The organism is Cellulomonas soli (assembly GCF_052036975.1).
In the GTDB taxonomy this organism is placed as follows: Bacteria; Actinomycetota; Actinomycetes; order Actinomycetales; family Cellulomonadaceae; genus Cellulomonas; species Cellulomonas soli_A.
This window is the reverse complement of sequence record NZ_JBQIAR010000003.1, coordinates 1-25,717: the sequence shown is the minus strand read 5'-3', so window position 1 is coordinate 25,717 and position 25,717 is coordinate 1. Positions and strand designations below refer to the sequence as shown.

Genomic DNA, 25,717 nt, shown 5'->3' with positions numbered 1-25,717 from the left:
GTGATATCGGGGCCTGAGTGCCCCGGAGCGTCGGCGCGGCCCGTATCGTCCGTTATAGCCGCTTTGTCCGCGCGGCCATGAACGCCGGAGCCCCCCATGCACTCTCGTCCCCACCGCCGACTCGCCGCCGCTGTCACGGCGCTCGTCCTTGCGATCCCGGTCGGCGTCCTGGCGGTGGCTGTCCCGGCCTCCGCCTCGGACCCGTGCGCGGTGGGGGGCAACCCGATCGTCTGCGAGAACTCCAAGCCGGGCACCGATCCTGCCGTCTGGGACATCCAGGGTGCCGGTGACGAGTCGATCCAGGGCTTCGCGACGGCCATCTCGGTGAACGTCGGCGGGACGATCGACTTCAAGATCGACACCGCCGCCACCGCCTACACGATCGACATCTACCGGACCGGTTGGTACGACGGCCTCGGCGCCCGCAAGGTCGACACGGTCACGCCGTCGGCGGCGCTGCCCCAGGTGCAGCCGCAGTGCGTCACCGACGCGGCCACCGAGATCTACGACTGCGGCAACTGGGCGGTCTCGGCGAGCTGGCAGGTGCCGGCCACGGCCGTCTCGGGCGTGTACCTGGCGCACCTGAAGGACCCGGCCACGGGCGGCGAGAGCCACATCACCTTCGTCGTACGGGACGACGCGAGCACCTCGGACCTGATCTTCCAGACGTCGGACACCACGTGGCAGGCCTACAACACGTACGGCGGGTCGGACTTCTACCAGGGGGCCGCCAACGGCCGCGCCTACAAGATCTCCTACAACCGGCCCTTCGCCACACGCGCCGGCGTGGAGGCCCGCGACTTCTACTTCGGCAACGAGTTCCCGATGGTGCGCTTCCTGGAGCGCAACGGGTACGACGTGTCCTACCAGTCGGGCCTGGACACCGACGCGCGCGGGGACCTGCTGCTCAACCACCGCGTCTTCCTGTCCGTGGGGCACGACGAGTACTGGTCCGGACCGCAGCGGGCCAACGTCGAGGCCGCCCGTGACGCGGGCGTGAACCTCGCGTTCTTCAGCGGCAACGAGATGTACTGGCGCACCCGGTGGGAGCCGTCCGTCGCGGGCACCCCGACGGACGACCGCACGCTGGTGTCCTACAAGGAGACCTGGGGCGACGCGAAGATCGACCCCTCGCCGGAGTGGACGGGCACGTCACGCGACCCCCGGTTCGCCTCGGCGGCCAACGGTGGCGGCACGCCGGAGAACGCCGTCACGGGCACCATGTACATGGCCAACGACTCCGACCTGGCCCTGACGGTCTCCGCGGACGAGGGCAAGCTGCGTCTGTGGCGCGGGACCACCCTGGACTCGCTGGCGTCGGGGACGACGGCCACGCTGGCCGCGCACACCGTGGGCTACGAGTCCGACGAGGACCTCGACAACGGCTTCCGTCCCGAGGGTCTGATCCGCCTGTCGACGACGACCGGCGCGGTGAACTCCTACCTGCAGGACTTCGGCACGGTCGTGAAGTCCGGCACGACGACGCACCACCTGACCATGTACCGCGCGGCCAGCGGCGCGCTGGTGTTCTCCGCGGGCACGATCCAGTGGTCGTGGGGGCTGGACTCCGAGCACGACGGCAACGGTGCCGCCGCCGACCCGCGCATGCAGCAGGCCACGGTCAACCTGCTCGCCGACATGGGCTCGCAGCCCTCGACGCTGATGAGCAGCCTGGTCGCCGCGACGGCCTCGAGCGATGTCATCGCACCGGTCGTCCAGGTCTCCTCGCCCACCGAGGGCACGTCCCTGGCCAACGGCACCTCGGTGACGGTCACGGGGACGGCGAGCGACGTCGGCGGGCGCGTCGCCGGCGTCGAGGTGTCCGTGGACGGCGGGACCTCCTGGCACCCGGCGACGGGCACGACGGCGTGGACGTACACCGCGGTGCTCTCCGGCAACGGCGCCGTGCCGATCCTCGCGCGCGGCATCGACGACTCGGCGAACATCGGCCAGGCAGTCACCCGCACCGTCACCACCGCGTGCCCCTGCTCGATCTACGGCCAGAGCGTGCCCGTGGTGGCCGCCGTCGACGACTCCTCGGCCGTCGAGCTCGGGTTGAAGTTCACCCCGCAGGTCAGCGGGTTCGTCACGGCGATCCGCTTCTACAAGGGTCCGGGCAACGGCGGCACGCACCAGGGCCGGCTGTGGAGCGCAGCCGGTGCCACGCTCGCCTCCGTCACGTTCACCGGTGAGAGCGCCACGGGCTGGCAGACGGCGCAGCTGTCGACGGCGGTTGCCGTGCAGGCGGGCACCACGTACGTGGTGTCGTACACGGCACCGCAGGGCAGGTACGCCGCCCAGGCCGGCGCGTTCTGGTACACGGGCCGCGAGGCGAGCCCGCTGAGCGTCGCCGGCGGCTTCGGTGCCACGACATCGGGCGTCTACGCCAACGCGGGGCAGTTCCCGACGTTGAGCTGGGGCGCGTCGCAGTACTACGTCGACGTGGAGTTCTCCCCGTCCGACTCCACCCCGTTCACCGTGACCTCGCGGTGGCCGGTCGACGGCGCGACCGGGACCCCGCTCGGGTCGGTCGTGACCGCGCAGCTCTCGCGGGCGCCTGACGACGAGCACGTCACCATGACGCTCGCGGACGCCGGTGGCACGACCCTGGCCGGCTCGACGAGCTACGACGCGGCCACCCGCACGGCCACGTTCGTGCCCGACGGGTCGCTGGCACCCGAGACCACGTACACCGCGGCCGTGCAGGCCACGGCGGCCGGCCAGGCGCTCGGCGGGCAGTCGTCGTCGACCTTCACCACGGCCACCGCCGCCCAGTCGCCGGGCGCCTCGACGGTCACCCTGTACGACGAGTCCGCGCTGCCGGGGGTCCTGCAGGACGCCGACACCTCGGCCGTGACGCTCGGGGTGAAGTTCTCCAGCAGCGTGGCCGGCTACGTGACCGGCGTGCGGTTCTACAAGGGCCCGAACAACACGGGCACGCACGTCGGGGCGCTCTGGCTCGCCGGTTCCTCGACGCCGCTGGCGACGGCGACGTTCGGCACCGAGAGTGCCTCGGGGTGGCAGACCGTCACGTTCGGCAGCCCCGTGCACATCGACAAGGACACGCCGTACATCGCCTCGTACCGCACGAGCGTGGGCAGGTACTCGGCAACCGTCGGGGCGTTCTCCGGCCTGGGCGTGCAGCGTCCGCCGCTGTCGACCACGACCGACAGTGGTGCGTACACGTACGCGGACGGCTACCCGGGCTCGAGCTCCTCGACGAGCTACATGGTCGACGTGGTCTTCACCCGTGACCGCACGGCCCTGACCACGACGTCGCTGAGCCCGGCCGCCGGGCAGACGGCCGTGGACGTCGACGCGAGCGTCTCGGCGAGCTTCAACCTGGCTCTGACCGACGTGTCCACGCTCACCGTCAGTGCCGGGGGCAGCCCGGTGGCCGGTGCCCTCACGCGGTCCGACAGCGGGCGCACGATGACGTTCACACCGAGCTCGCCGCTGCCGGCGGGCACGCTCGTCACCGCCACCGCGGCCGGGCTGGCCTCGGGCAACGGCTCCACGGCCGACGACGTCGTGTGGACGTTCACCACGGCCGGGGCCGGGGGCTGCCCGTGCACGCTGTTCGGCGAGCGCGTCCCGTCGGTCGCCTCCGCGAACGACGGTGCCGCGGTCGAGCTGGGCGTCTCGTTCGTCCCGTCGGTGGCCGGCGCGGTCACCGGTGTGCGGTTCTACAAGGGCGCCGCGAACACCGGGACGCACACCGGCACGCTGTGGAGCTCGACGGGCACACAGCTGCGCACGGTGACCTTCGGCGACGAGAGCGCCAGCGGCTGGCAGACGGCGTCGTTCAGCTCGCCGTACACGGTCACCCCGGGCGAGACGTACGTGGTCTCGTACCTGGCGCCCCGTGGCGGGTACTCGGCGACCGCCGCGGCGTTCGCGGCGGACCTGACCGCAGGGCCGCTCACCGTCCCGGCCGCAGGCAACGGGCGGTACCGGTACGGCGGTGGGTTCCCCACGTCCACGTGGCAGCAGACGAACTACTTCGTGGACGTCGTGTTCGAGAACGCCCCGGCGGCGCCGCCCATGGTGGTGACCCGCACGCCGGGCACCGGTGCGACGGACGTCGCGGTGGGTACCGCCGTCAGTGCGGTCCTGTCGGCGTCGCAGTCCACGGCCGTCCCGACCGTCACGGTGAAGGCGAACGGTCAGCCGGTCGCCGGCCAGCAGCAGTACGTCTCGGGTTCGCGCACGCTGACCTTCCAGCCGACTGCCGCACTGCCTGCCGGGGCGACCGTGTCCGTGGTCGTCGCGGTCGACGGCCAGCCGGTCGAGGGTGGCTCGTGGTCGTTCACGACCACGTCGCAGGTCCCGGCGCCGGACCCCGTCTCGTTCTGGTCCGACACCGACGTCCCCACCTACGCGGCCTGGGACGACCCGGCCGCCGTGCAGGTGGGTACCCGGTTCACCACCAGCGCCGCCGGGACCGTCACCGCGATCCGCTTCTACAAGGGGCCTACGAACACCGGGACGCACACCGTGAAGCTGTGGGCGGCCGACGGGACGCTCCTGGCCGAGGCGCCGTCGACCTCGGAGACCGCCTCCGGGTGGCAGACGGTGCCCCTGGCCGCGCCCGTCGCGCTCGTGCCGGGCACGACCTACGTCGCGGCGTACCACTCCTCGAGCGGCCGGTACTCGGTCACCCCGAGCGGTCTGGCCGCGGCGCGCACGAGCGGCCCGTTGACCACGGCGGTGCCCGGCGGTGCCTACGTGTACGGCACCGGGCTGCCGTCGGGCACGTCGACCGCGTCGTACGGCGTCGACCTGGTGTTCACGCCTGCGGGCTGAGTGTCGGAGGTCCCCGCTCGTCCCCGGTTCCCCCCCCGCGTGCGGCCGGGCGTCCACCCTGGCACGGTGCGACGTAGGTCCGGTCGGGGGGCGGCCGATCGGCTGAATCGCCCGCTCAGGCGGGGTGAAAAGGCCGGGTATCGGCCGACATGTCCAGATCTGCTGTGAGACTGGACGTGTCGAACCACGAGTGGGGGAATGATGACCGACAAGCTGCGGGCAGCCGTGATCGGCGCCGGCTACTGGGGGCCGAACCTGGCCAGGAACTTCCGCACGAGCCCCGACTGGGACCTCGTGGCGGTGTGCGACCTCGACGAGGGGCGCGCACGGAAGGTGGTGGGCCCGCGGTCGACCGTCGACGTCGTCACCTCGGTGACCGAGCTGCTGGCCCGCGACGACGTCGACGCCGTCGCGATCGCGACCCCGGCACGCACGCATGCACCCATCGCGCTGGCCGCGCTCGAGGCCGGCAAGCACGTGGTGGTCGAGAAGCCCGTCGCCGACGGGGGCGTCGCCGCCCGGACGATGGTGGCGCGGGCCGCCGAGCTGGGCCGCGTGCTCATGGTCGACCACACGTTCTGCTACACGGCACCCGTGCTGAAGATGCGCGAGCTGATCGCCGAGGGCGCGCTCGGCGACATCCACTACGTCGACTCGGTGCGCATCAACCTCGGCATCGTGCAGCCCGACGTGGACGTCTTCTGGGACCTGGCGCCGCACGACCTGTCGATCCTCGACTTCATCCTGCCGGGGGGCCTCGTGCCGACCGGGGTCGCCGCGCAGGGCGCCGACCCGATCGGTGCCGGGCAGTCGTGCGTCGGCTACCTGACGCTGCCCTTGCCGGGCGGCGCGATCGCGCACGTGCACGTCAACTGGCTCAGCCCGACCAAGATCCGCCAGATGGTCATCGGCGGCAGCCGCCGCACGATCGTCTGGGACGACCTGTCGCCGCAGCAGCGGCTGACGGTCTACGACCGTGGCGTCGAGCTCGGGCAGCCGCTGCCCGACAAGGCCACGACGAACATCTCGTACCGGCTCGGGGACGCCTGGGCGCCCGCGCTGCCGGAGAAGGAGGCACTGGGAGTGATGGTGAGCGAGTTCGCGGCCGCGATCCGTGAGGGGCGCGCGCCCCGCACGGACGGGCACGCCGGTCTGCGCGTGCTCGACGTGCTGGAGGCCGCGGGCCGCAGCCTCGGTGACGGCGGCCGGCTCGTGCCGGTCGGCGCCGTGCCGGTCGGCGGTGCCGCTTGAGCGCGCTGGCGGGCGCCCGGGTCCTCGTCACCGGCGGTGCGGGCTTCATCGGCAGCCACCTGGTCGACGAGCTGCTCGACCACCACGACCCGGTCGAGGTCCGCGTGATCGACAACCTGGCGACCGGTCGGATGGAGAACCTCGAACGGCTCGGCAGCGACGGTCGGCTCCGGTTCGACCAGGCGGACCTGAGGGACGCCGACGCGCTGGAGCGTGCCCTCGACGGCGTCGACGTCGTGCTCCACCTGGCCTGCCTGGGGGTGCGGCACTCGCTGCACGACCCGGTGGAGAACCACGAGGTCAACGCGGGGGCGACCCTCGGGCTGCTCGAGGCGGCCCGGCGGCACGACGTGCGCCGGTTCGTGCACGTCTCCTCCAGCGAGGTGTTCGGCACCGCGCAGTACGCGCCGATGGACGAACGGCACCCGACCTGGCCGGAGACGGTGTACGGCGGCAGCAAGCTCGCCGGCGAGGCGTACGCCCGGGCCGCGCACCGCACGCACGGCATGGCGACCGTCGTCGCGCGCCCGTTCAACACGTTCGGTCCGCGCAGCCACTTCGAGGGTGACTCCGGGGAGGTCCTGCCCCGCACGATCGTGCGCGCCCTGTGCGGCCTGCCGCCCCTGGTGTACGGCGACGGCACCCAGACCCGTGACTTCATGCACGTCAGCGACACCGTCCGGGGGCTCGCGGCGCTGGCCTCGTGCGACGCGGCGATCGGGCAGACGGTCAACCTGGGCTCGGGTCGCGAGGTCACGATCAACGACCTCGCGGAGGCCGTCGTCGCGGGGGCAGGACGCCCCGACCTGCAGACCGTCCATCTCGAGGCGCGCCCCGGTGACGTGCGGCGACTCATCGTGGACGGCACGTTCATGAAGGAGCTCACCGGCTTCGAGACCGAGGTCGTGTTCGAGGACGGCGTGCGCGACCTCGTCGCGTGGTTCGCCTCACGGCCGCAGACACCGCAGGAGATGCTCGCCCGGATCGAGGACCGCAACTGGGTGGGTTCCCCCGTGGCGACCGCAGCCGGGGAGGCCGCGCGATGAGCGACCGGATCGACGTCATGCGCCCGTGGCTCGGGCGGGAGGAGGTCGACGCGGTCACCGAGGTGCTGGCCTCCGGCTGGGTGGCGCAGGGGCCCCGGGTGGCCCGGTTCGAGGACGAGTTCGCGCGGGTGCAGCAGGCCGGGCACGCGATCGCCACGTCCTCGTGCACGTCGGCCCTGCACCTGGCGCTGCTGGTCGCCGGGGTGCACGCCGGCGACGAGGTCGTGGTGCCCTCGTTCTCGTTCGTCGCCACGACGAACGCGCCCGTGTACGTCGGCGCGACCCCGGTGTTCGCCGACGTCGACCTGGCCACCGGCAACGTGACGGCGCAGACCGTCGAGGCGGTGCTGACCGAGCGCACCCGCGCGGTGATCGTCGTCGACCAGGGGGGTGTGCCGGTCGACCTCGACTCGATCCGTGCCGTGACCGACCCGCGCGGCATCGTCGTGATCGAGGACGCGGCGTGCGGAGCCGGCTCCACGTACCGCGGCCGACCGGTGGGTGCGGGCGCCGAGCTGACCGCGTGGTCGTTCCACCCGCGCAAGGTCATCACCACGGGCGAGGGTGGGATGCTCACCACGTCGAACCCCGAGTGGGCCGTCCGAGCCCGCCGTCTGCGCGAGCACGCCATGAGCGTCTCGGCGGCGGACCGGCACGCGAGCGTCCTGGCCCCGGCCGAGCAGTACCTCGAGGTGGGCTACAACTACCGGATGACGGACCTGCAGGCCGCCGTCGGGATCGTGCAGCTGGGCCGGCTGCCGGAGATCGTGGAGCGCCGCCGCCAGATCGCGGCGACCTACGCCAAGCAGATCGCCGAGCTGGAGGGCCTGCGGCCCGTGACCGACCCGGCGTGGGGCACGTGCAGCTTCCAGTCGTACTGGGTCGAGGTCGGACCGCAGTACCCGGTGGACCGCGACGGGCTGCTGGCCCACCTGGCCGCGGCGGGCGTCTCGGCGCGCCGCGGGATCATGGCCGCGCACCGTCAGCCCGCGCACGCCGCGGTGCCGCACGGGCCGCTGCCGGTGACCGAGCACCTCACGGACAGCACGCTGATCCTGCCGGTGTTCCACCAGATGTCGGAGTCGGAGCAGTCGCGGGTCGTCGACGCGCTGCGCACGGCCGGGCGCGGGGCCTGATCATGGCGCCGGCGCTGCTGCTGGTCGCTGCGAGCGGTCTGGCCCGTGAGGTCCTGGCGTGCCTGCGCACGCACGCGATCGCCCCGGTGCTGGGCTTCCTCGACGACAGCCCGGCCCGTCAGGGCACGCTCGTCGACGGCGTCCCGGTGCTCGGCCCCCTGGAGGCCGTCCGGGACTACCCGCACGCCGAGCTGCTGGTCTGCACGGGCAGCGGCGCCGCCCGTGAGCAGATCGTGGAGCGCCTGGTCGCGCTGGGCGTCGGACCGTTGCGCTACGCGACGCTGGTGCACCCGCGGGTCGAGGTGCCGGCGGGCTGCGAGGTCGGTGCGGGATCCATCGTGCTGGCCGGCGTGGTGCTCACCGCCGACGTGACGATCGGTGAGCACGTGGTCGTCATGCCGAACGTGACGTTGACGCACGACTGCGTGCTGCAGGACTACTCGACGGTGTGCGCCGGGGTGGCCCTGGGCGGCAGCGTGGTCGTCGGGCACGGCGCCTACGTGGGCATGAACGCCTCGGTGCGTCAGACGGTGCACGTGGGCTCGTACGCGACGCTCGGCATGGGTGCGGTGCTGCTCACCGACCAGCCGGACCACGAGACATGGGTGGGTGTGCCCGCGAGGGCGAGGGGTCCGCGTACCGCGCCGACCCCGGACGGGGCGGCACGGACGCCGCACGTCCAGGACAGCAGGCCGACCGGGGTTCCCGCGGCCACGATCGAAGGAGGGGCGGTCGCCCGATGAGGATCCCGCTGGTTGACCTGGGGGCGCAGCAGCGCGAGATCGGCGACGAGGTGAAGGCCGGCCTGGACGAGGTGTTCGGGGCGACGGCCTTCATCGGTGGCCCGGCCGTCGCACGGTTCGAGCAGGCCTACGCGCAGTACGTCGGCGCCACGCACTGCGTGGGTGTCGCCAACGGCACCGACGCGATCGAGCTCGCCCTGCGAGCCGTCGGCGTGCAGCCCGGTGGCGAGGTGATCCTGCCGGCGAACACGTTCATCGCGACCGCCGAGGCGGTCTCCCGGCTGGGCGGTGTGCCGGTGCTGGTCGACGTGGACCCCGTCCACCTGCTGATGGACCCCGCTGCCGTGCGTGCCGCGGTCGGCTCGCGTACCGCCGCGATCGTGCCTGTGCACCTGTTCGGGCAGCTGGCCGCGGTCGAGGAGATCGGCAAGATCGCCGCCGACGCAGGTGTGCCGATGGTCGAGGACGCCGCGCAGGCCCAGGGTGCCCGCCGGGACGGTCGCGCCGCGGGGTCGTTCGGCCTCGCCGCGGGGACGAGCTTCTACCCGGGCAAGAACCTGGGGGCAGCAGGTGACGCCGGTGCCGTGACCACCTCGGACGGTGAGGTGGCGCGCGCCGTGCGGGTGCTGGGTGCCCACGGGTCCGCCGCGAAGTACGACCACGAGGTCATCGGCATGAACTCCCGGCTGGACACCGTCCAGGCCGTGGTGCTCGAGGCGAAGCTGCGTCGCCTGGAGGCATGGAACGAGGCCCGCCGGACCGCTGCCGCCCGCTACGAGGCGCTGCTGGCCGACGTCCCCGGGGTGAGCACGCCGAAGGTCGTGCCCGGCAACGAGGACGTGTGGCACCTGTACGTCGTCCAGGTCGACGAGCGTGACCGGGTGCTCGCCGAGCTCAACGAGGCCGGGATCGGTGCGGGCATCCACTACCCGACGCCGGTGCACCTGACCGGCGCGTACGCGCACCTGGGCCACGGCGTCGGGGCGTTCCCCGTCGCCGAGCAGGCCGCAGGTCGCATCCTGTCGCTGCCGATGTTCCCGCACCTGACCGTCGAGCAGCAGGAGGCGGTCGTCGACCGTCTCTCGCAGGCGGTGCGCGGGTCGCGCGGATGACGATGACGGTGACCACGCACCGTCGTCCGCGGGTGTCCGTGGGCATCCCGTTGCACAACTACGAGCAGTACCTCGAGGAGTGCGTCGCCTCGGTGCTCGCGCAGGACGGCGTGGACGTCGACATCACGATCATCGACGACGCCTCGACCGACGGCAGCCTCGCGCTCGCCCGGCGGTGGGCGGCGGCGGACCCACGCGTGGCCGTCCGCGTGCACGAGACGAACCACGGGCACATCGCCACGTTCACCGAGGCGCTCGCCGTCGGTGACGCGCCGTACGTGCTGAAGATGGACGCCGACGACGTGCTGCCGCCCGGTGCGCTGCGCCGCTCGCTCGCGCTGATGGAGGCGCACCCGGAGGTGGCGTTCTGCTACGGGTACGCGCAGCGGTTCCAGGGCGCCACCCCTGTCGGTACCCGCACGGCCGTGCGGCGGTGGTCGGTGTGGTCCGGGCCGGAGTGGATCGAGCGTCGCGTGCGCCGCGGCCACAACGTGATCCTGCAGCCCGAGGTGGTCATCCGCCGCAGCGCGCTGGCGCAGGTCGGCGGGCACGACGTGCGGGTGGCCGCCGCGTCCGACCTGCACCTGTGGCTGCGCCTGGCGTCCGTGGGCTCCGTCGCGCGCATCGACGGCCCCGTGCAGGGCCTGTACCGGGTGCACGGCTCCAACATGCACTCCACGATGCACGGCGGGTTCTGGCGGGACCTGCAGGCGCGGGCCGACGCGTTCGCGTTGTTCCTGGACGAGCAGGGCGACCGCCTGCCCGACCTCGAGCGCACCCGCGCCACCTTGGCGCGCACGCTGGCTCGCGACGCCCTGCGGCTCGTCCAGCGCGACGCCGAGGGGCGCATCGAGCTCGAGGTACCCGCGCAGCAGTTCCTGGACTTCGCCCGCGCCACCGACCCGACGATTGAGCGCAGCGCCGCCTGGCGCCGTACGTGCCGCGCCGACGGCACCGTGCGGACCGGCCCCGTCGGCGCCCTGCTGCGCGACCTCGAGGACAAGGCACGCTGGCGCGTGTGGCGTCGGTACGGGCTGTGAGCGGTGTGACGGCCCCGACCACCGGCAGCAGCCCGGCCTCGGCCACCGGCGCGGCGCTGCTGCCGGCCCGGCCGCGCCTGCTGTTCCTGCGGCAGGACCGCGCCGACCTGCCGGCGTTCGTCCTGCAGCACCTCGACGAGCACCTGCGGGCGCTGCAGGCGCAGTTCGACGTGACGCTCGTGGACGGTGCGTGCGACTACGACCGGGTCTGCGACGAGCACCGGCCCGACCTGACGCTCATCGAGTCCGGGGTGTACGCCCGCCGCGAGCGCCGGATCGACAACACGCACACGCATCCCGACGTGCCGCGCCTGGGCCTGATCAACGCCGACGCGTACTGCCAGACTCGCTCGGTGTTCCTGTCCGACATGGAGCGCTGGGGTGTCGAGACGTACTTCACCATCTCGATGGTGATGCGCGAGCGGATGCCCGAGGTCGCCGACCGCCTGTTCGTGTGGCCCAACTTCGCCGATCGCACGCTGTTCCGCACGTACGAGCAGGAGCGGCCCACGCCGTTGCTGCTCACCGGCAGCCAGCAGTCGAACTACCCGTGGCGGGTGCGGGTCACCGCGCTGCTGCAGGAGAGGTTCGGTGTCGAGCAGCAGCACCACGCGGGGTGGTTCGACGCCCGCACCTCGGCAGGCATGATCTCCGGCGAGGCGTACGCGCGGTCGCTGAGCGCCGCGCAGATCGTGCCGACGTGCGGCACGATCGCGCACGAGCTGGTCCGCAAGCACCTGGAGATCCCGGCGGCCGGCGCGTTGCTGCTCACCGAGCGCACCCTCGCCGTCGAGCAGGCCGGGTTCGTCGACGGCGTCTCGTGCGTGATGGCCGACGAGCACGACGTGGTCGACAAGGTCGCCCACCTGCTGGAGCACCCCGACGAGCTGGCCCGCATCGCGGCGGCCGGCCAGGCGCTGGTGCACGAGCGGCACGACCTGACCATGCGTGACCAGATGCGCCAGTGGTTCGAGCTGCAGCAGCAGGCGCAGCCGGGGCAGCGGATCGAGCAGCCCGACCCGTTCGGCCCGATGGTGCTCGTGCCGGTCGGTGGGGCGTCCGCCGCCGTGGCCGAGCCGCCGACCCCGCACGCGCGTGACCTGGTGCTGCTGGCGCGAGGCCGGGCCGAGCTGGCCGACGGGCGCCCGCAGCAGGCCGAGGCGACGTTCGGCGAGGTGCTCGCGCTGCACCACATGCCCGAGGGCACCCGGGGCACCGCCCTGGCGCTGCTGCGGCAGGGCCGCGCGGAGCAGGCTGCCGGCTGGGCGTGGGAGTCGATCGAGCAGTCCGTGCGCCGGCACCTGGCCTACGACCCGGACCCGGTGGACTGGGCGACGTGGGTGCGTGTGCTGCTGTGCCAGGGCTCGCTGCGGCGGGCCGCGGACGCCGCCGGGCGGTTCCCCGACATCGACCACCGTGAGCTGCGCCGCATGCGGGCCGTGGTGAGCGCACTCGGGGGGCGGCGGTCCGCGAACGGACCGGTCCGTGCGCGCTCCTCGGTGCACGCCGTCCCCGCGCTCACGTGGGATGCGTGGCTGGCGGAGCTCTCCGCCGACCTGGTGGCCGGTGGCCACCTGGCGTTCGCCGCGCGGGTGCTCGCCCTGGGTGCGGCGGGGGAGCCCCCGTCCCGGCCCGTGGGCGCACCGGCACCCGCGCGGGCCCGTCGCCGCTCCCGCGAGCTGCCGCGTGAGCTGCGCCGTTCGCCGCTGCGGTTCGCCCGACGCCGGCTGCAGGCGTTGACCGGTCGCTGGAGCCGACGATGAGCGGCATCGACCCGGCGACCCCGCTGGTCACCGAGGTCCCCGCAGGCCCGGGGAGCACCGACGACATCGGGCGGCGTGCCGCGTCCGGGGTCCTGTGGATGACCGCGCAGAAGTGGCTCATGCGGTTCTCCGGCCTGGCGACCGTGGCGATCCTCACGCGCCTGCTCGGTCCCGAGCAGTTCGGTCTGGTCGCGGCCGCCTCGACCGTGGCGCCGATCGTGTACCTGTTCTCCGACCTGGGGTTCTCGGCGTACATCGTGCAGGCCGACACGGTCGACGAGCGGCGGCTGAGCACCGGCTTCTGGTTCTCCACGATCGTCGGCGGGCTGATGTGCGGGGGCCTGCTGCTGTTCGCACCCGTGCTCGCCGACCTGTTCCACCTGCCCGACCTGGTCGCCGTGCTGCGGGTCATGACGATCTCCATCGGGTTCGTCGTCGTCACCTCGATCCCGTACGCGCTGATGCGCCGCCGCATGCAGTTCCGCGCACTGGCCGTGCAGGGCGGCATCGCTGCGCTGCTCGCGCAGGTCGTCGCGGTCGTCACCGCGCTGGCCGGCATGGGGGTGTGGGCGCTTGTCCTGCAGCTCATCGTGGCGCAGGGCGTCTCGGCCGTGCTGGCGTGGATCTGGGCCCGCTGGCGGCCGCGACTGCTGTTCTCGACCCGCGACTTCGTGGCGATGGCCCGGTTCGGCCTGCAGGTCGTCGGGGTCGACGTCATCGCGATGCTGCGCTCGTGGGCCGAGACCGCGATCGTCGTGGCGTCGTTGGGGGCGACGGGTCTGGGCTACCTGAGCATCGCCCAGAAGCTGATCCAGGTGACGCAGGACATGAGCGCGGCCGCCCTGCTGCCCGTGGCCACGGTCGTGTTCGCCCAGGTGCGCTCGTCGGCGAGCCGCCTGCGCACGTCCTACCTCAAGGCCCTCGGGGTCTCGTACGCGGCGGTCGCCCCGGTGATGACGGTCGTCGCGGTGACCGGTCCTGTGCTCGTGCCGCTGATGTTCGGCGAGGGCTGGGGGCCCAGCGTCCAGGTCGCCCAGGCGCTCGCGCTCGCGGCGATCCTCACCCTGGGCGCGATGCTCGACCACGGTCTGTTCTACGGCGCGGGCAAGCCGGGGCGCTGGCTCGTCTACGCCGTCGGGATCGACGTCCTGACCGTCGCCACCACCGCCTGGGCGGTCCGCTGGGGGCTGACCGGCATCGCCGTGGGCTTCGTGGGTGTGGCTGCTGTGGCCACCGCCGTGCGCTGGGTCCTCGTCGGCCGCCTGATCGGCGCCCCGGCCCGGACCGTCGCCCGGCCGTTCGGGGGTGTCGCGGTGTGCGTGGCGCTGTCCGCCCTGGCCGGCGCGGGCGTGGCGCGTGCCACGGACGGTCTGCCGGCGATCGTCGAGGTGGGGCTCACCGGTCTGGTGATCGGCGTCGTGCACGTCGTGGCCGTCCGGTTCCTCATGCCGAGCACGGCCCGTGCCGTCGTCGAGATGCTGCCCGGTCGGGTTCGTGGTCCGCTGCTGCGTGTGACGGGTTGGGCTCCGGCCCGCGAGGAGGAGAACGCATGAGCACCCTGGGTGGCCTGTCGGCCCGCGCCCGGTCCTTCGTCGACGCCCGGTCGGTGAGCACCCCGGCCCTGGGCCTGCTGGCCGCGGTCCGTCCGGTGCACCTGCGTCCCCGGGTGCGGGTGCCGGCCGGGCAGGCGGCTCCGCTGACCCGGCGGCCGAGCGTCTCGGTGATCATCCCCTGCTACAACTACGCACACTTCCTGCCCGGGGCGGTGCGCAGCGCGCTCGACCAGGACGGCGTGGACGTGCAGGTGATCGTCGTCGACGACTGCTCGACCGACGGCACGCGTCGCGTCGCGCACGGCTTCGCCGACGAGGACCCGCGGGTGCTGCCCGTCGACAACGACGTGAACCTCGGTCACGTACGGGCGTTCAACCGGGGGCTCGAGCACGCCACGGGCGAGTTCGTGGCCCGCCTGGACGCCGACGACCTGCTGACCCCGGGGTCGTTGGCGCGGGCGTGCGCACTGTTCGACGCCGCGCCCGAGGTCGGGCTGGTCTACGGGCACCCCCGGCACTTCGTGACGTCGGTGGCCCCGCCGGCGCAGGTCGGCAAGATCGGTTCGACGGTGTGGGCCGGTCGGGACTGGTTGGCCGAGCGTTGCCGGGTGGGCGTCAACTGCATCACCACACCCGAGGCGGTGGTGCGGGCCTCGGTGATCGACCAGGTCGGGCCGCTCGACACCCGGCTGGGGTACGCCCAGGACATGGAGATGTGGTGCCGGGTCGCCGCCGTCAGCGACGTCGGTCGTGTGGACGGGGCCGACCAGGCGCTGCACCGCGACCACGCGGGGTCGATGAGCGCGACGGACGGATCGGGTGCGCTGCTGGACCTGCGGGAACGCGCGACCGTGTTCGACGTGGTGTTCGGTGGACCCGGCGGCGACCTGCCCGATGCGGCAGCGCTGCACGCCACGGCACGGCGGACGTTGGCCCGGGAGGCCGTCGACACGGTGCACCGGATGCTCGACCGCCCGGGGGCGCAGGCCGACGACGTGATGGCGCTGGTCTCGTTCGCGAAGGAGACCGACGCGGGGGTGCTCGACGAGCGGCGCGGGCGCGCGCTGCTGCGTCGGTTGGAGCAGGCCGGGCCGGTCTCGCACCGGGACCTGACCTCGTCGCTGGTCGGGTACTGGCGTTCGGCGCTCGGTGAGCTCGACTACGTGCGCTGGACGTACCGGGGCATCTGAGCCTGCGCCGCGGTCGGCGGCGCACCCGGCAGGGTCAGGTCTCGGTGGCGGGCACCGCGAGGGCGTGGTCGCCGAGTCCGAGCACGTCGAGGAACGCACGCGCCCGCGCGTCCCAGCTCTGCCCGTGCGCGTACGCGCGCCGCCGGTCGGCCAGGGCGGGGTCCGCCTGGGCCGCCAGCGCCGCGACGGTCGCCGCGGCCATCTGCGCGGGCCCGTCGGCGAGCGTGACCAGGTCGGCGGGCAGCTCACGGGCGGCGGGCAGCCCGGTCGTCACCACGGCACGCCCGGCAGCCAGGTACTCCAGGGTCTTCAGCGGGAAGCTGCTGCGGTTGAACGCCGTGTCGGCGTACGGCGTGAGCCCCACGTCGATGACCCGCAGGTAGCCGGGCAGGTCCTCGAACGGGCGCCGACCGGTGGCCTGCACGTTCTCGCGGGCCAGCAGCCGGGCCAACCGGTCCGTGGCGAACCCGGGTTGCACCGGCCCCACGAGCAGCAGCGACACCCCGGTGTCGGCCACGGCCTCGAGCACGGACACGTCGATCCGGTCGGAGAGGTGCCCGACGAACCCTGCGACGGGACCGGGCAGGTGCACGTCGGCGGCCGGGGTCGCCTCGTCGACGTGCGCGAAGTGGGCCGGGTCGCACCCGTTCGGCACGACCGCGACCTGCGCGCACCGGTCGCGCCACAGGTCGGCCAGGTGACCGGTGACCGTCACGACGAGGTCCGCCGCCGCGAGCTGCGCGTCCTCGCGCCGCCGCAGGTAGTCGGCCGACAAGCCCATCAGGTCGGCGCCGGCCACCCAGTCGTCGGTGCCCCACAGCACCCGCAGCGCATCGGGGCAGGCACCGAGCACGTCGTCGAGGGACGCCGCCACCAGTGCGTGCACGTCGCCACCCGTGCGACGCACCGCGTCCCGGATCGCGTGCCGGGTGGCCGCGGCGGCGGCGACCCGCAGGCCCGGCCTGCTCACCCCCGGCGGGGCCAGCGGCGTCACCCGCGTCAGGCCGGGCCGCGCCTGCGCGACCCGGGGGCGCAGCCCACCGGCCCGCAGGTGCGGTTTGCGCAGCGGGGTCAGGTACGAGACCGGCGGGTCCACGAACAGCACCGGCACGTAGGCGGACAGGGCCACGGCCAGGTGCTTCTCGGACATCCACGCGTCGTCCCAGGACACCCCGGAGGCGAGCACGACCAGCGGCCCGCGTGCCTGCGGTACGGGCCCGCTCACCGATGCCTCACACCGTGCGGGTGCCGTGCACCACCGGAGCTCGACGTGCCGCGGCCCGCCACTCCGGCCAGTCGGGCAGCGCTGGGCAGGGGAAGCGCCGTGGTCAGCACCGAGTCCTGCACCGCGCGTCCGGCGGCGGTGAGCCGCCGCAACGCCGTCACGCAGCCGATCGCGAAGAACATGACCCCGGCGACCTGCGGGAACCCGAACGCGTCGAAGGTGGCCAGGGCCAGTGCGGCGGCGGCGATGCATGCCGCGAGCGCGCGGGCCAGGCTGCGGTCGACGGCCTCGGGAAGGGCCGAGCTCATCCGGAAGATGACCACCAGTGCGGTGACGAGCAGGCCGAGGAACGCGAGGGTGCCCACCACTCCCGTCTCGATCAGCAGGCCCAGGTACTGGTTGTCGAGGATCCGGTAGGAGGGCAGGAACGTCGAGAACCCCCGCCCGAACACCGGGGCGCGTTCGATGAACTGCAGGGCGAGGTCGTAGCTGTCGGTGCGCGACTGGGCGCTGTCATCCTCCGAGATGCCCGTGAACAGGCGGATCATGGTCCCGAGCATCCCGGGGATCGCCACGTACACCGCGCCGAAGCCGGCCACGACGGCCGCCATCGCCCACCACCGCCGCCGCACGGGCCAGCTCGGCAGCAGCACGGCCAGGACGACCACCAGACCGAGCAGCGCGGAACGGGACATGGTGATCGGCACGGCCGCGCCGATCGCCACCACCGGTGCCCAGCGGGCGAACCGCGACCGGTGGGTGTCGGACAGGGCGAAGTGCAGGGCCAACGGCAGCACCATCACCATCAGCACACCGAACTCGATGGGGTGGGTCGAGGTGCCCGCGGCGCGCGCGAACCCGTTGCGGCCGTACACGCTGTTGAGCGTGGTGTTGGCGGACAGCCCGGGGATCACGATCAGGTCGACGTACGCCTTCTCGGTGAAGAACTGCAGCACCCCCAGCGCCCCGGCGATCCCGGCCGCGCCGACGAGCGCCCGCAGCACACGGTCGAGCCGACCGCGGTGCGCGAACCCGTCACCGGCGAGCATCACGAGCCCCCACCAGGACAGCACCAGCAGCATGCCGCGGTCGGACGCGCTGAGCTCGAGCGCGTCGATGGGGCGCATCGCGGCGGCGACGTAGCTGGCCATCATCCCGGCGACGAACACGGCCATGGCGGTACGGACGGGCTGCGCCGGCCGCAACGTGGTGCGCGACCGGTCCAGCTGCACGGCCAGCCACCAGGCGCCGGCCGCCAGGCCGAGGATCTGCGCGGGTGTCCCTGCCGCTCCGAGGGGCGCGAAGACCAGGTTCGCCGGGACGAGCATGACGGTGAGCACCCACGCCAGCAGCAGCACCCCGGCGTCGACGGATCGCCGCACCACCGGGGCGCGCGGGCCTGCAGGTCTGGCCATGATGGCGACCGGTCAGCGCGACTTCGAGCGGTTGCCGACGAACCCGGGGGGCACGGGGGCGGTGCTGCCCTGCGTCGGCTCAGGCCGGGCGGCGGCGGGTCGTGCCGGTGCGCCGGGCTGCTGTCCGGGGGTCGGGCGCGGATGGGGCCGCGGCTCGGCAGGGGAGCCGGTGGCGGGCGCATGCGGTGCCGTGCCCTGCGTGGGCACGGGGGGTGTGGTGGGCGCGCCGCCGATGGCGTGCGGGCTGCCGGGCGTCGGCGTGCCCGGTGCCACGTGACCTGCGGAGGTGACGCTGCGTCCGCCCCGACGTCGTTCGAGGCCGCGCCGCACGAGCAGGCCGTCGACCGCGTAGGTGAGGAACACGGTGAGCGCCAGGCCGCCCACGAGGCTGACGAGCAGCGCGCGGATCTGGGTCTTGGTCGAGGCCTCCGGCAGGTCGTCGCGGGTCACCACGGTCATCTTGATGAACGAGCTGGTGGGTGCCTCGACGTCGGCCTGGAGCTGCTCGAGCATCGGGGGCATCGCGGCGAGCACGTCGTCCAGCATCGCGATCGCGCCGTCCGGGTCGGTGTCCGTGACCTCGACCACGAGCACCGGGCCGCTGGAGGAGGTGTCGCGGATGACCACGAAGTCGCCGGTGCCCTCGGGTGGGGCGAGGTCGGCGTGCGCCTGGCCGTCGTTGAGCGCCCTGGCCAGGACGTCGGCGGCCGGCTGCAGACCGTTGAGGCCGAGGTACGGGTTGCCGGTGTCGCCGACGACGACCTCCGGCGGGACCAGCAGCACCGAGGCGCGGGCGACCTGCTCCGCGGGGACCAGCGAGACGACGTAGGCGGCACCGGCGGCGGTCAGCACGACGCCGACCAGCACGAGCCACCATCGTCGCCGCAAGCCGGCGAGGATCTCGGACAGGTACACGACCACCTCGCAGTTCTCGCTCGACTTCGCCCGTTTGCCTGTCGATCGTCCGGTTCGCCCCAGCATAGGCTGGGCCCTCGGGCCTGCTCGTGGGCCGGCGGGGTGAACATTGGGGCGGCCGTGACGATCTGGGACCTCTTGGTCACCATGTGGCGCCAGCGCCTGGCGGTGCTGGTCTGCGCCGCGCTGTCGCTCGTCGTGCTGCAGGCGGTCGCCACGGAGCAGCAGGTCTACAACGGTCGGGTCAGCGTGATGTTCCTCGCCCCCAAGGACGCGCCGGGCAACGCCCTGGCCAGCACCACGGCATCCCTGGTGAGCATGGCGGGTGTCGTGTCCCGGGCGGCCAACGGGCCGCACGACGCCCCCCGCACCGTCTCGGCGGAGATCACGCTGGCGTCGATGGGGGTCGGTTCGGGCTGGAGCATCCGCCAGCCGAACGCGGGTGGCCAGTGGGAGACCCGGTACGAGGACCCGGTGCTCGACGTGCGTTCGACGGGCGCCAGCCTTCAGGAGGCCCAGGCGTCGATGACGGAGGCGCTCGAGCGGATCGACACCGAGCTCACGCTGCTGCAGGACGCCGAGGACGTCGCCCCGCAGCTGCGGATCCGCACCGAGCTGAGCCCGCAGGAGCCGGCGTTCACGGCCCAGCAGGGGTCCCGGATGCGGGCGTTGGCGATCGCCGGTGTGCTGTGCGCGATCGCGACGGGTGCCGTGGCGCTCGGTGTCGACGCCGTGCGCTCGCGGACGCCGAACCGGCACGGCGCCGACCGGTCGCGCTCACGCCGAGGGCACCGGCGCGCACCCGTACCCGTCTGAAGCCTGGGCTCGCAGCGCTCAGTGGCCGAACCAGGCCGTGCGGCGCGCACCACCGTCGCGCACCAGCTCGGCGACGGTGACGGGGGACCATCCTCGTGCGGTGACGTCGTGCAGCACCTGCCGTGCCATCGCCACCCGGTCGAACGACGTGCTCACGGGTTCGCCGGCGGGCCCGGGCTCGACGCGTTCGTGCAGCAGCAGGATCCCGCCGCCGCGGAGCCGCTCGGTGGCCGTCGCGGCGACCTCGGTGGCGGGACGGTCCACCCAGTCGGCCGCGTCGGCGGACCACACGACGACCTCGAGCCCGGCACGGCGGGCGGCGACCCAGCTGGCGGGCGTCTGCTTGCCGTACGGGGGTCGGTAGCGCGTCACGGGCGCACCGGTGAGGACCTCGAGGCGGTGGCGTGCGTCGCGCAGCATCCGGACCGCGTCGGTGTGCCGCCACGACGTCAGGGGGCGGTGGTCGATGCCGTGCAGGGCGATCTCGTGGCCGCGGTCGCGGATCGCGCGGACCAGGTCGGGGTGCTGCTCGGCCTGGCGGACCAGCAGGAAGAACGTGCAGTGCACGCCTTCCTGCTCGAGCAGGTCCAGCAGGGGGGCAGTCGTCGACGCATCCGGCCCGTCGTCGAAGGTGATCGCCACCCGGTCGGTGCGCCGACCGCCCGCCACGGAGCCGAGCACCGGCCCCAGGACGGCGTCGGCGGCGCGGCGGGCGCCCGTGCGGGCCCATCCCGGCAGACGGCTGCGTGCACTGCTCACGTGCGGGGCTCCTGGTTCCTGGTGCGGGTGCGGGTGCAGGTCAGGGCAACCCTGGCACGTCGGCGGCGTGTCCGGCGCCCGGCGTCGGTGCACGGTCACCCCGGTGAGCGCGCTCCTGGGCTTGCCGGGCCCGGAACACGCTGACCTAGGATGGCCGTGGCCGGGCGATATCTGCCGGTCTGACAGGTTCGCCCGGTTCCCGGAACGACGCCCGCGGGCGTCGTTCGCCCGACAGGAAGACCTTCAGATGCGCATGGATCGTTCACGGCGTCGACGAGCCGCGCAGGCGGCGGCGATCGGGCTGGCCGCCGCGGCGGTCGTCGTCCTGGTCGACGCCGAACCGGGCACACCGGCCTCGGCCGTCCCGGCCCCGAGCGTGACGGTCACGGCACACGCCTCGACGAGCCCCTCGGCGACCAAGTCCCACGCCCCCACGCCGACGCCGACACCCACCCCGACGCCGACGCCGACGACCGACCCCGCACCGACCGCGACGGGGGCTGCCGGGACGACCTCGCCCGGCACGACAGCACCCACGGGGTCGTCCGGTGGCGGGTCGACGGCGGCAGGCGCGCCCGCCGCGCCGCCCGTCCTGTCGTCCCGTCCCGGCCCGGGCAGTACGGGCGTCCCGGACGGGGTGAGCCTGACGCCGTCCGGTGGCATCCGGGTCACCGAGCCGGGTCGGGTGATCGAGGGCCTCGACGTCGACGGCGACATCTCCATCGAGGCGCCGGGCGTGGTGATCCGGAACTCACGGATCCACGGCGACGGGACGTACGGGGTGTACGTGCGCTCGGGCAGCGTGACCATCACCGACACGGAGATCTTCGGCTTCGAGAACGCGATCGCCGGCAGCTCCTGGACGGCCACCCGGGTCGACATCCACTCCACCTACGGCGACGGGGTGAAGCTCGGCAGCGACGTGGTGCTCGAGGACAGCTGGATCCACGACATGACGCCCGCCCCGGGCGCGCACGCCGACGGTGCGCAGATGCAGAGCGGTGTCGAGAACCTCACCATCCGGCGCAACGTCATCGACATGACCACGGCCGGCGGTGCCAACTCGGCGCTGTTCCTCGCGCCGGACCTCGGCCCCAGCACCAGGGGCCCGGTGCTCGTCGAGCAGAACGTGCTCGACGGGGGCCACTACACGCTGTTCTGCGTCGACGGCAACGACGGTCAGTACGTCGTGGAGAACATCACGATCCGCAGCAACGAGTTCGGCCGCGGCGCCGACTACGGGGCCGCGCGGGTCAACGTCCCGGTCACCTGGGTGGGCAACGTGTACAGCGACGGGTCGGCCGCGCGGTACTGAGCCGGACGCCGCCCCGACCCCCGGGCGGCTGCGCCCAGCGGGTGAACCTGCCCCGCAGGCGCCTGGTGCGGGGACAAACCGGACGGCGCCCTGGCTAGGGTGGGTGCGTGCCCGAACCTGGCGGTGACCCCGGCGCGCCCGGGCCCGCGACGGCACCGGGCGCGGCCGTCGACCCGTTGCGCCTCGGTTTCGCCTGCCACTGGACCACCCCGCACGAGGAGACCTGGTCGGGCACGCCGTGGCGGCTGCGCCAGGAGCTGGCGACGATCACCCCGGTGGTCGACCTGGGTGTCGAGCTGCCCACCGCGTTGCGCACACCCTTGCGGCTGGCCGGCGCCCGGCGGACCCCGACCGGCTGGACCTCGACCTGGCGGCACGGCACCGTGACCCGTGCCGCGGTGGCCCGTGCGGTCCGCCGGGCCAGCGCGCGCGAACGTCCCGACGTGGTGCTGGAGATCCAGGACCTCAGCGCCCCCGCCGTGCCGTTCATGGTGCTGCAGGACCTCAGCTACGCCCTGCTGCTGGACCGGTACGGCCCGGACGGGGTGCCGCACTTCCGGTCGCTCGGCCGTCGGCGCATCGAGGCGCTGCGCCGTGCGCAGGACCGTGTCTACGCGCAGGCGGCGATGCTGCTGCCGATGAGCGGCTGGCTCGGCGATCACCTGGTCGCCCACGGTGTGCCGCGCGAGCGCGTGCGGGTGGTCAACCCCGGTGCCGGTGCCCCCGTGCCCGTCGGCACACCCGTGCCCGAGCGCCGTACCGGCCCCGTGCGGCGCCTGCTGCTCGTCGGTCGCGACTTCGACACCAAGGGCGGTGCCCAGGTGGTCGCCGCGTTCGCCCGGCTGCGCACCGAGCTGGGGCCGACCGTGTCGTTGACCGTCGCCGGGCCGGACCGGTGGCCGCTGCGCGGCGAGGTGCCCGACGGCGTCGACTTCCTGGGGCGGGTTCCCCGTGCGCGGGTCGGCGAGCTCATGGACAGCCACGACCTGTTCGTGATGCCCTCACGGATGGAGGGCTTCGGCATGGTCTTCGCCGAGGCGCTCACCCGGGGGCTCCCGTGCATCGGCCGCGACGCGTGCGCGATGCCCGAGATCATCGACCCGGTCTCCGGTGGGCGCCTGGTCGCCTCGGAGAGCCCGGACGAGCTGGCCCAGGTCGTCCTCGACGCGCTCGCGGACGACGATCTGTACCAGGCGTGCGCAGCGCAGGCTGACGCGCGCCGGGCGCACTACACGTGGGGACGGGCGGCACGCGAGGTGCTCGACGCCGCCGTGCACGTCACCCGCGCGACGGAGAGCTGAGGGGGAGACCATGGCCGGACGGCGAGGACCGCGCGCACCGCGGGTGCTGGTGATCGTGCAGAACCTGCCCGTGCCGTTGGACAGGCGCGTGTGGTTGGAGTGCCGCGCGCTCGTCGCGGCGGGGTACCAGGTCAGTGTCATCTGCCCGCAGGGTCCGGGGGACCCGACCCGGCACGAGGTCGACGGCGTCGCGCTGTACAAGTACCGCCCGGCACCGCAGGCGCGCGGGCTGCTCGGGTTCGTCTGGGAGTTCGTCTACTCCTGGGTGCGCACCGCGCTGCTGTCGCTGACCGTGCGCCGCGAGCGCGGGTTCGACGTCATCCAGGCCTGCAACCCGCCGGACACGTACTGGGCCCTGGCGCTGCTGTGGCGGGTGCGCGGTGTGCGGTTCGTGTTCGACCACCACGACCTGAACCCCGAGCTGTTCCTGTCCCGGTTCGGGGAGCCGACCTCGGCGGGGGCGCGGGCGCAGCTGGCCGGGCTGCGCTGGCTCGAGCGGCGCACGTTCCGGGCGGCGCACCGGGTCATCTCCACCAACGAGTCCTACCGTGCGGTCGCGATGCGCCGCGGCGGGGTCGACCGGCGGCACACCGCGGTGGTGCGCAGCGGTCCGGACACCCGGGTGATGCGTCCGGTGCGCGGCACGCAGGACGTGGCCGGTGGGCGGCACCTGCTGGTCTACCTGGGCATCATGGGTCCGCAGGACGACGTGGACGTCGCGCTGCGCGTGGTGCACGAGCTGGTGCACGTGCGGGGGCGGACGGACGTCGGGGCCGCCCTGCTGGGTTTCGGCGACTGCGAGGCCGAGCTGCGGGCGTTGTCGCGCGAGCTCGACCTGGAGCACGTGGTGGAGTTCACGGGCCGCGCCGGCAAGGAGACGATCGTGCGGTACCTCTCGGCGGCGAGCGTCGGGCTGTGCCCCGATCGCAAGACCCCGCTGAACGACATCTCCACGATGAACAAGACCATGGAGTACATGGCGTTCGCCGTCCCCGCGGTCACGTTCGACCTGGTCGAGGCACGCGCCAGTGCCGCCGACACGGCCCTGTACGTGGGGTCGGTCACCGAGATGGCCGATGCGGTCGAGCGGTTGCTGGACGACGAGGACCTGCGCACGCGGCTGTCGCTGGCGGCGCGGCGGCGCTGCGTGGACGAGCTCGACTGGTCGCCGCAGGCGGCCACGTACGTCTCCGTCTTCGACGACGTCACCGGTCACCGCTCGGGCCAGGGCCCGTTCGTCGACCCGGCCCCGGTCGCGTCGGCCGAGGTGGTCACCGACGACGAGCTCGAGGCCTTCGTCCGGGCGCGCGGCGCTGCCGGCTGACGTGGCGCAGCCGGCGGACCTGCGGGTCCGCCGGGGGTGTCGCCCGTCAGCGACGGGACGAGTCGTCGCGTTCCCACCCGCGTGCCGGGGCGCGTCGCAGCTGGGCGCGGGCGAGGGTGACCAGCGCGACGTAGGCGGCCGCGTCGACGAGGGTGCGGGGGCCGCGGACGGTGCGGACGACATCTGCCGGGGTCACGGTCCTGGGGGCGGCGTCGGAGCCGCTCTCCGGTGACGGCGGGGGTGGCGTCGAGGTGCGGGGTTCGCCGGCGTCGGCGCGGCGGGTGCGCCGCAGCACCGCGAGCAAGGACCGCGTGTCCCGCGGCCGTCGCACGACGACGGTGGCCTCGGGCACCCGGGTCTTCTCGGAGGCGGCCACCTGCCGGTCCACCCACAGGTCGTCGGCGGTGACGTCCGGGAACGCGCCCAGCCGGGCACGGACCGTCTCGTCCAGGGCGAACGCACCGGCGCCCCACAGGTGCTCGTGCAGCGCCGGGATCCGGGTCCGGACGCGGTAGAACGCGCGGACGGGCCACGTGGCGCCGGTCAGGTCGTCGACCGTGGTCGGCCGGGCGGCGTGGATGCCGGGTGCGGCCAGCGCGGCGAACAACGCGTCGACGGCGCCGTCGCCCAGCTCGATGTCGGCGTCGAGGTACAGGCGGGGGAACCGCGTGGCCGTGGAGTCCCCGGCCCGCAGCGCGGCGGTCTTCGAGGCGACGTCGATCTCGACGACGTGCACGCCGGGCACGGAGCGTGCGACGGCGGCGGTGTCGTCGGTGCAGCCGTTGCAGACCACGACCACCTCGAGCTGCCCCGAGGCGGCGGCGTGCGCGAGCGGTGCGAGGGTGCGCGCGATGACCTGCTCCTCGTCGTGCGCGGGGATCACCACGGAGCCCACGAGGACCTGCCCGGTCGTCGCGGTCCGGTCGGCGGGAGCGGGTGCTCCCGGGCGCGGGTGGGGTCGGGAGAGGGCGTCGCCGTCGAGCAGGCTGCGCAGCGCGACCCGGTGG

The 25,717-nt window shown here is 73.7% G+C and carries 20 protein-coding genes; 14 read left to right on the top strand and 6 right to left on the bottom strand.

Annotated features, from left to right (window positions below; all coding sequences use genetic code 11):
* Nucleotides 1-96: 96 nt before the first annotated feature.
* From ACTHAM_RS04060 to ACTHAM_RS04015, 10 genes are all read left to right on the top strand, one after another.
* A complete protein-coding gene (locus tag ACTHAM_RS04060) occupies nt 97-4,806 on the top strand; it encodes a DUF4082 domain-containing protein (RefSeq protein WP_440684617.1) in 4,710 nt (1,569 codons plus the stop codon).
* Nucleotides 4,807-5,007: 201 nt separating this feature from the next.
* Nucleotides 5,008-6,057 carry a Gfo/Idh/MocA family protein gene (locus ACTHAM_RS04055; protein ID WP_440684615.1) on the top strand — a complete coding sequence of 350 codons (1,050 nt, stop codon included), beginning with the start codon at nt 5,008-5,010 and terminating at the stop codon, nt 6,055-6,057.
* Entirely contained in the window at nt 6,054-7,103 is a 1,050-nt protein-coding gene (locus tag ACTHAM_RS04050) for a dTDP-glucose 4,6-dehydratase (protein ID WP_440684613.1), read from the top strand. Before ACTHAM_RS04055 ends, ACTHAM_RS04050 begins: the two co-directional genes overlap by 4 nt.
* Entirely contained in the window at nt 7,100-8,239 is a 1,140-nt protein-coding gene (locus ACTHAM_RS04045; protein ID WP_440684611.1) for a DegT/DnrJ/EryC1/StrS family aminotransferase, read from the top strand. The genes ACTHAM_RS04050 and ACTHAM_RS04045 overlap by 4 nt, the downstream gene beginning before the upstream one ends.
* A 2-nt stretch (nt 8,240-8,241) precedes the next feature.
* On the top strand, nt 8,242-8,982 hold the full coding sequence (locus ACTHAM_RS04040; RefSeq protein ID WP_440684608.1) for an acetyltransferase: 741 nt from the start codon (nt 8,242-8,244) through the stop codon (nt 8,980-8,982).
* Nucleotides 8,979-10,094 (top strand): DegT/DnrJ/EryC1/StrS family aminotransferase, encoded by a 1,116-nt coding sequence (locus ACTHAM_RS04035; RefSeq protein WP_440684606.1) that lies wholly within the window; start codon nt 8,979-8,981, stop codon nt 10,092-10,094. Before ACTHAM_RS04040 ends, ACTHAM_RS04035 begins: the two co-directional genes overlap by 4 nt.
* The gene (locus ACTHAM_RS04030; RefSeq protein WP_440684604.1) at nt 10,091-11,134 is read left to right on the top strand and encodes a glycosyltransferase family 2 protein; all 1,044 of its coding nucleotides are present in this window, start codon (nt 10,091-10,093) and stop codon (nt 11,132-11,134) included. Before ACTHAM_RS04035 ends, ACTHAM_RS04030 begins: the two co-directional genes overlap by 4 nt.
* On the top strand, nt 11,131-12,897 hold the full coding sequence (locus tag ACTHAM_RS04025) for a glycosyltransferase family protein (RefSeq protein WP_440684602.1): 1,767 nt from the start codon (nt 11,131-11,133) through the stop codon (nt 12,895-12,897). Before ACTHAM_RS04030 ends, ACTHAM_RS04025 begins: the two co-directional genes overlap by 4 nt.
* On the top strand, nt 12,894-14,450 hold the full coding sequence (locus ACTHAM_RS04020) for a lipopolysaccharide biosynthesis protein (protein WP_440684600.1): 1,557 nt from the start codon (nt 12,894-12,896) through the stop codon (nt 14,448-14,450). Before ACTHAM_RS04025 ends, ACTHAM_RS04020 begins: the two co-directional genes overlap by 4 nt.
* Nucleotides 14,447-15,640 (top strand): glycosyltransferase family 2 protein, encoded by a 1,194-nt coding sequence (locus tag ACTHAM_RS04015; RefSeq protein ID WP_440684598.1) that lies wholly within the window; start codon nt 14,447-14,449, stop codon nt 15,638-15,640. Before ACTHAM_RS04020 ends, ACTHAM_RS04015 begins: the two co-directional genes overlap by 4 nt.
* A 34-nt stretch (nt 15,641-15,674) precedes the next feature.
* Here ACTHAM_RS04015 and ACTHAM_RS04010 read toward each other — a convergent pair whose 3' ends face one another.
* The 3 genes from ACTHAM_RS04010 to ACTHAM_RS04000 are packed head-to-tail and all read right to left on the bottom strand — an operon-like array spanning nt 15,675 to nt 19,201.
* On the bottom strand, nt 15,675-16,865 hold the full coding sequence (locus ACTHAM_RS04010) for a glycosyltransferase (protein WP_440684596.1): 1,191 nt from the start codon (nt 16,863-16,865) through the stop codon (nt 15,675-15,677).
* On the bottom strand, nt 16,862-18,280 hold the full coding sequence (locus ACTHAM_RS04005) for an O-antigen ligase family protein (protein ID WP_440684594.1): 1,419 nt from the start codon (nt 18,278-18,280) through the stop codon (nt 16,862-16,864). The genes ACTHAM_RS04010 and ACTHAM_RS04005 overlap by 4 nt, the downstream gene beginning before the upstream one ends.
* Nucleotides 18,281-18,292: 12 nt before the next feature.
* On the bottom strand, nt 18,293-19,201 hold the full coding sequence (locus ACTHAM_RS04000; RefSeq protein ID WP_440684592.1) for a hypothetical protein: 909 nt from the start codon (nt 19,199-19,201) through the stop codon (nt 18,293-18,295).
* Nucleotides 19,202-19,315: 114 nt separating this feature from the next.
* On the opposite strand from ACTHAM_RS04000, the gene ACTHAM_RS03995 reads away from it, so the two are divergent.
* Entirely contained in the window at nt 19,316-20,011 is a 696-nt protein-coding gene (locus ACTHAM_RS03995; protein ID WP_440684590.1) for a hypothetical protein, read from the top strand.
* 18 nt (nt 20,012-20,029) lie between these two features.
* On the opposite strand, the gene ACTHAM_RS03990 is transcribed toward ACTHAM_RS03995, so the two are convergent.
* Nucleotides 20,030-20,770, bottom strand: coding sequence for a polysaccharide deacetylase family protein (locus ACTHAM_RS03990; protein ID WP_440684588.1), 741 nt, complete (start codon nt 20,768-20,770; stop codon nt 20,030-20,032).
* A gap of 243 nt (nt 20,771-21,013) precedes the next feature.
* On the bottom strand, nt 21,014-21,307 hold the full coding sequence (locus ACTHAM_RS03985; protein WP_440684586.1) for a hypothetical protein: 294 nt from the start codon (nt 21,305-21,307) through the stop codon (nt 21,014-21,016).
* Nucleotides 21,308-21,407: 100 nt separating this feature from the next.
* On the opposite strand from ACTHAM_RS03985, the gene ACTHAM_RS03980 reads away from it, so the two are divergent.
* The 3 genes from ACTHAM_RS03980 to ACTHAM_RS03970 all read left to right on the top strand — a co-directional run bounded on the left by ACTHAM_RS03980 (nt 21,408) and on the right by ACTHAM_RS03970 (nt 24,710).
* Nucleotides 21,408-22,085 (top strand): right-handed parallel beta-helix repeat-containing protein, encoded by a 678-nt coding sequence (locus ACTHAM_RS03980; RefSeq protein ID WP_440684584.1) that lies wholly within the window; start codon nt 21,408-21,410, stop codon nt 22,083-22,085.
* Between the two features lie 107 nt (nt 22,086-22,192).
* Complete coding sequence (locus ACTHAM_RS03975) at nt 22,193-23,386, top strand: glycosyltransferase family 4 protein (protein ID WP_440684582.1); 1,194 nt, start codon at nt 22,193-22,195, stop codon at nt 23,384-23,386.
* A gap of 10 nt (nt 23,387-23,396) precedes the next feature.
* Nucleotides 23,397-24,710 (top strand): glycosyltransferase family 4 protein, encoded by a 1,314-nt coding sequence (locus ACTHAM_RS03970; RefSeq protein WP_440684580.1) that lies wholly within the window; start codon nt 23,397-23,399, stop codon nt 24,708-24,710.
* Nucleotides 24,711-24,756: 46 nt separating this feature from the next.
* On the opposite strand, the gene ACTHAM_RS03965 is transcribed toward ACTHAM_RS03970, so the two are convergent.
* Nucleotides 24,757-25,717, bottom strand: a 961-nt coding sequence (locus ACTHAM_RS03965) for a glycosyltransferase (RefSeq protein WP_440684578.1), incomplete at its 5' end; no start/stop codon positions are given.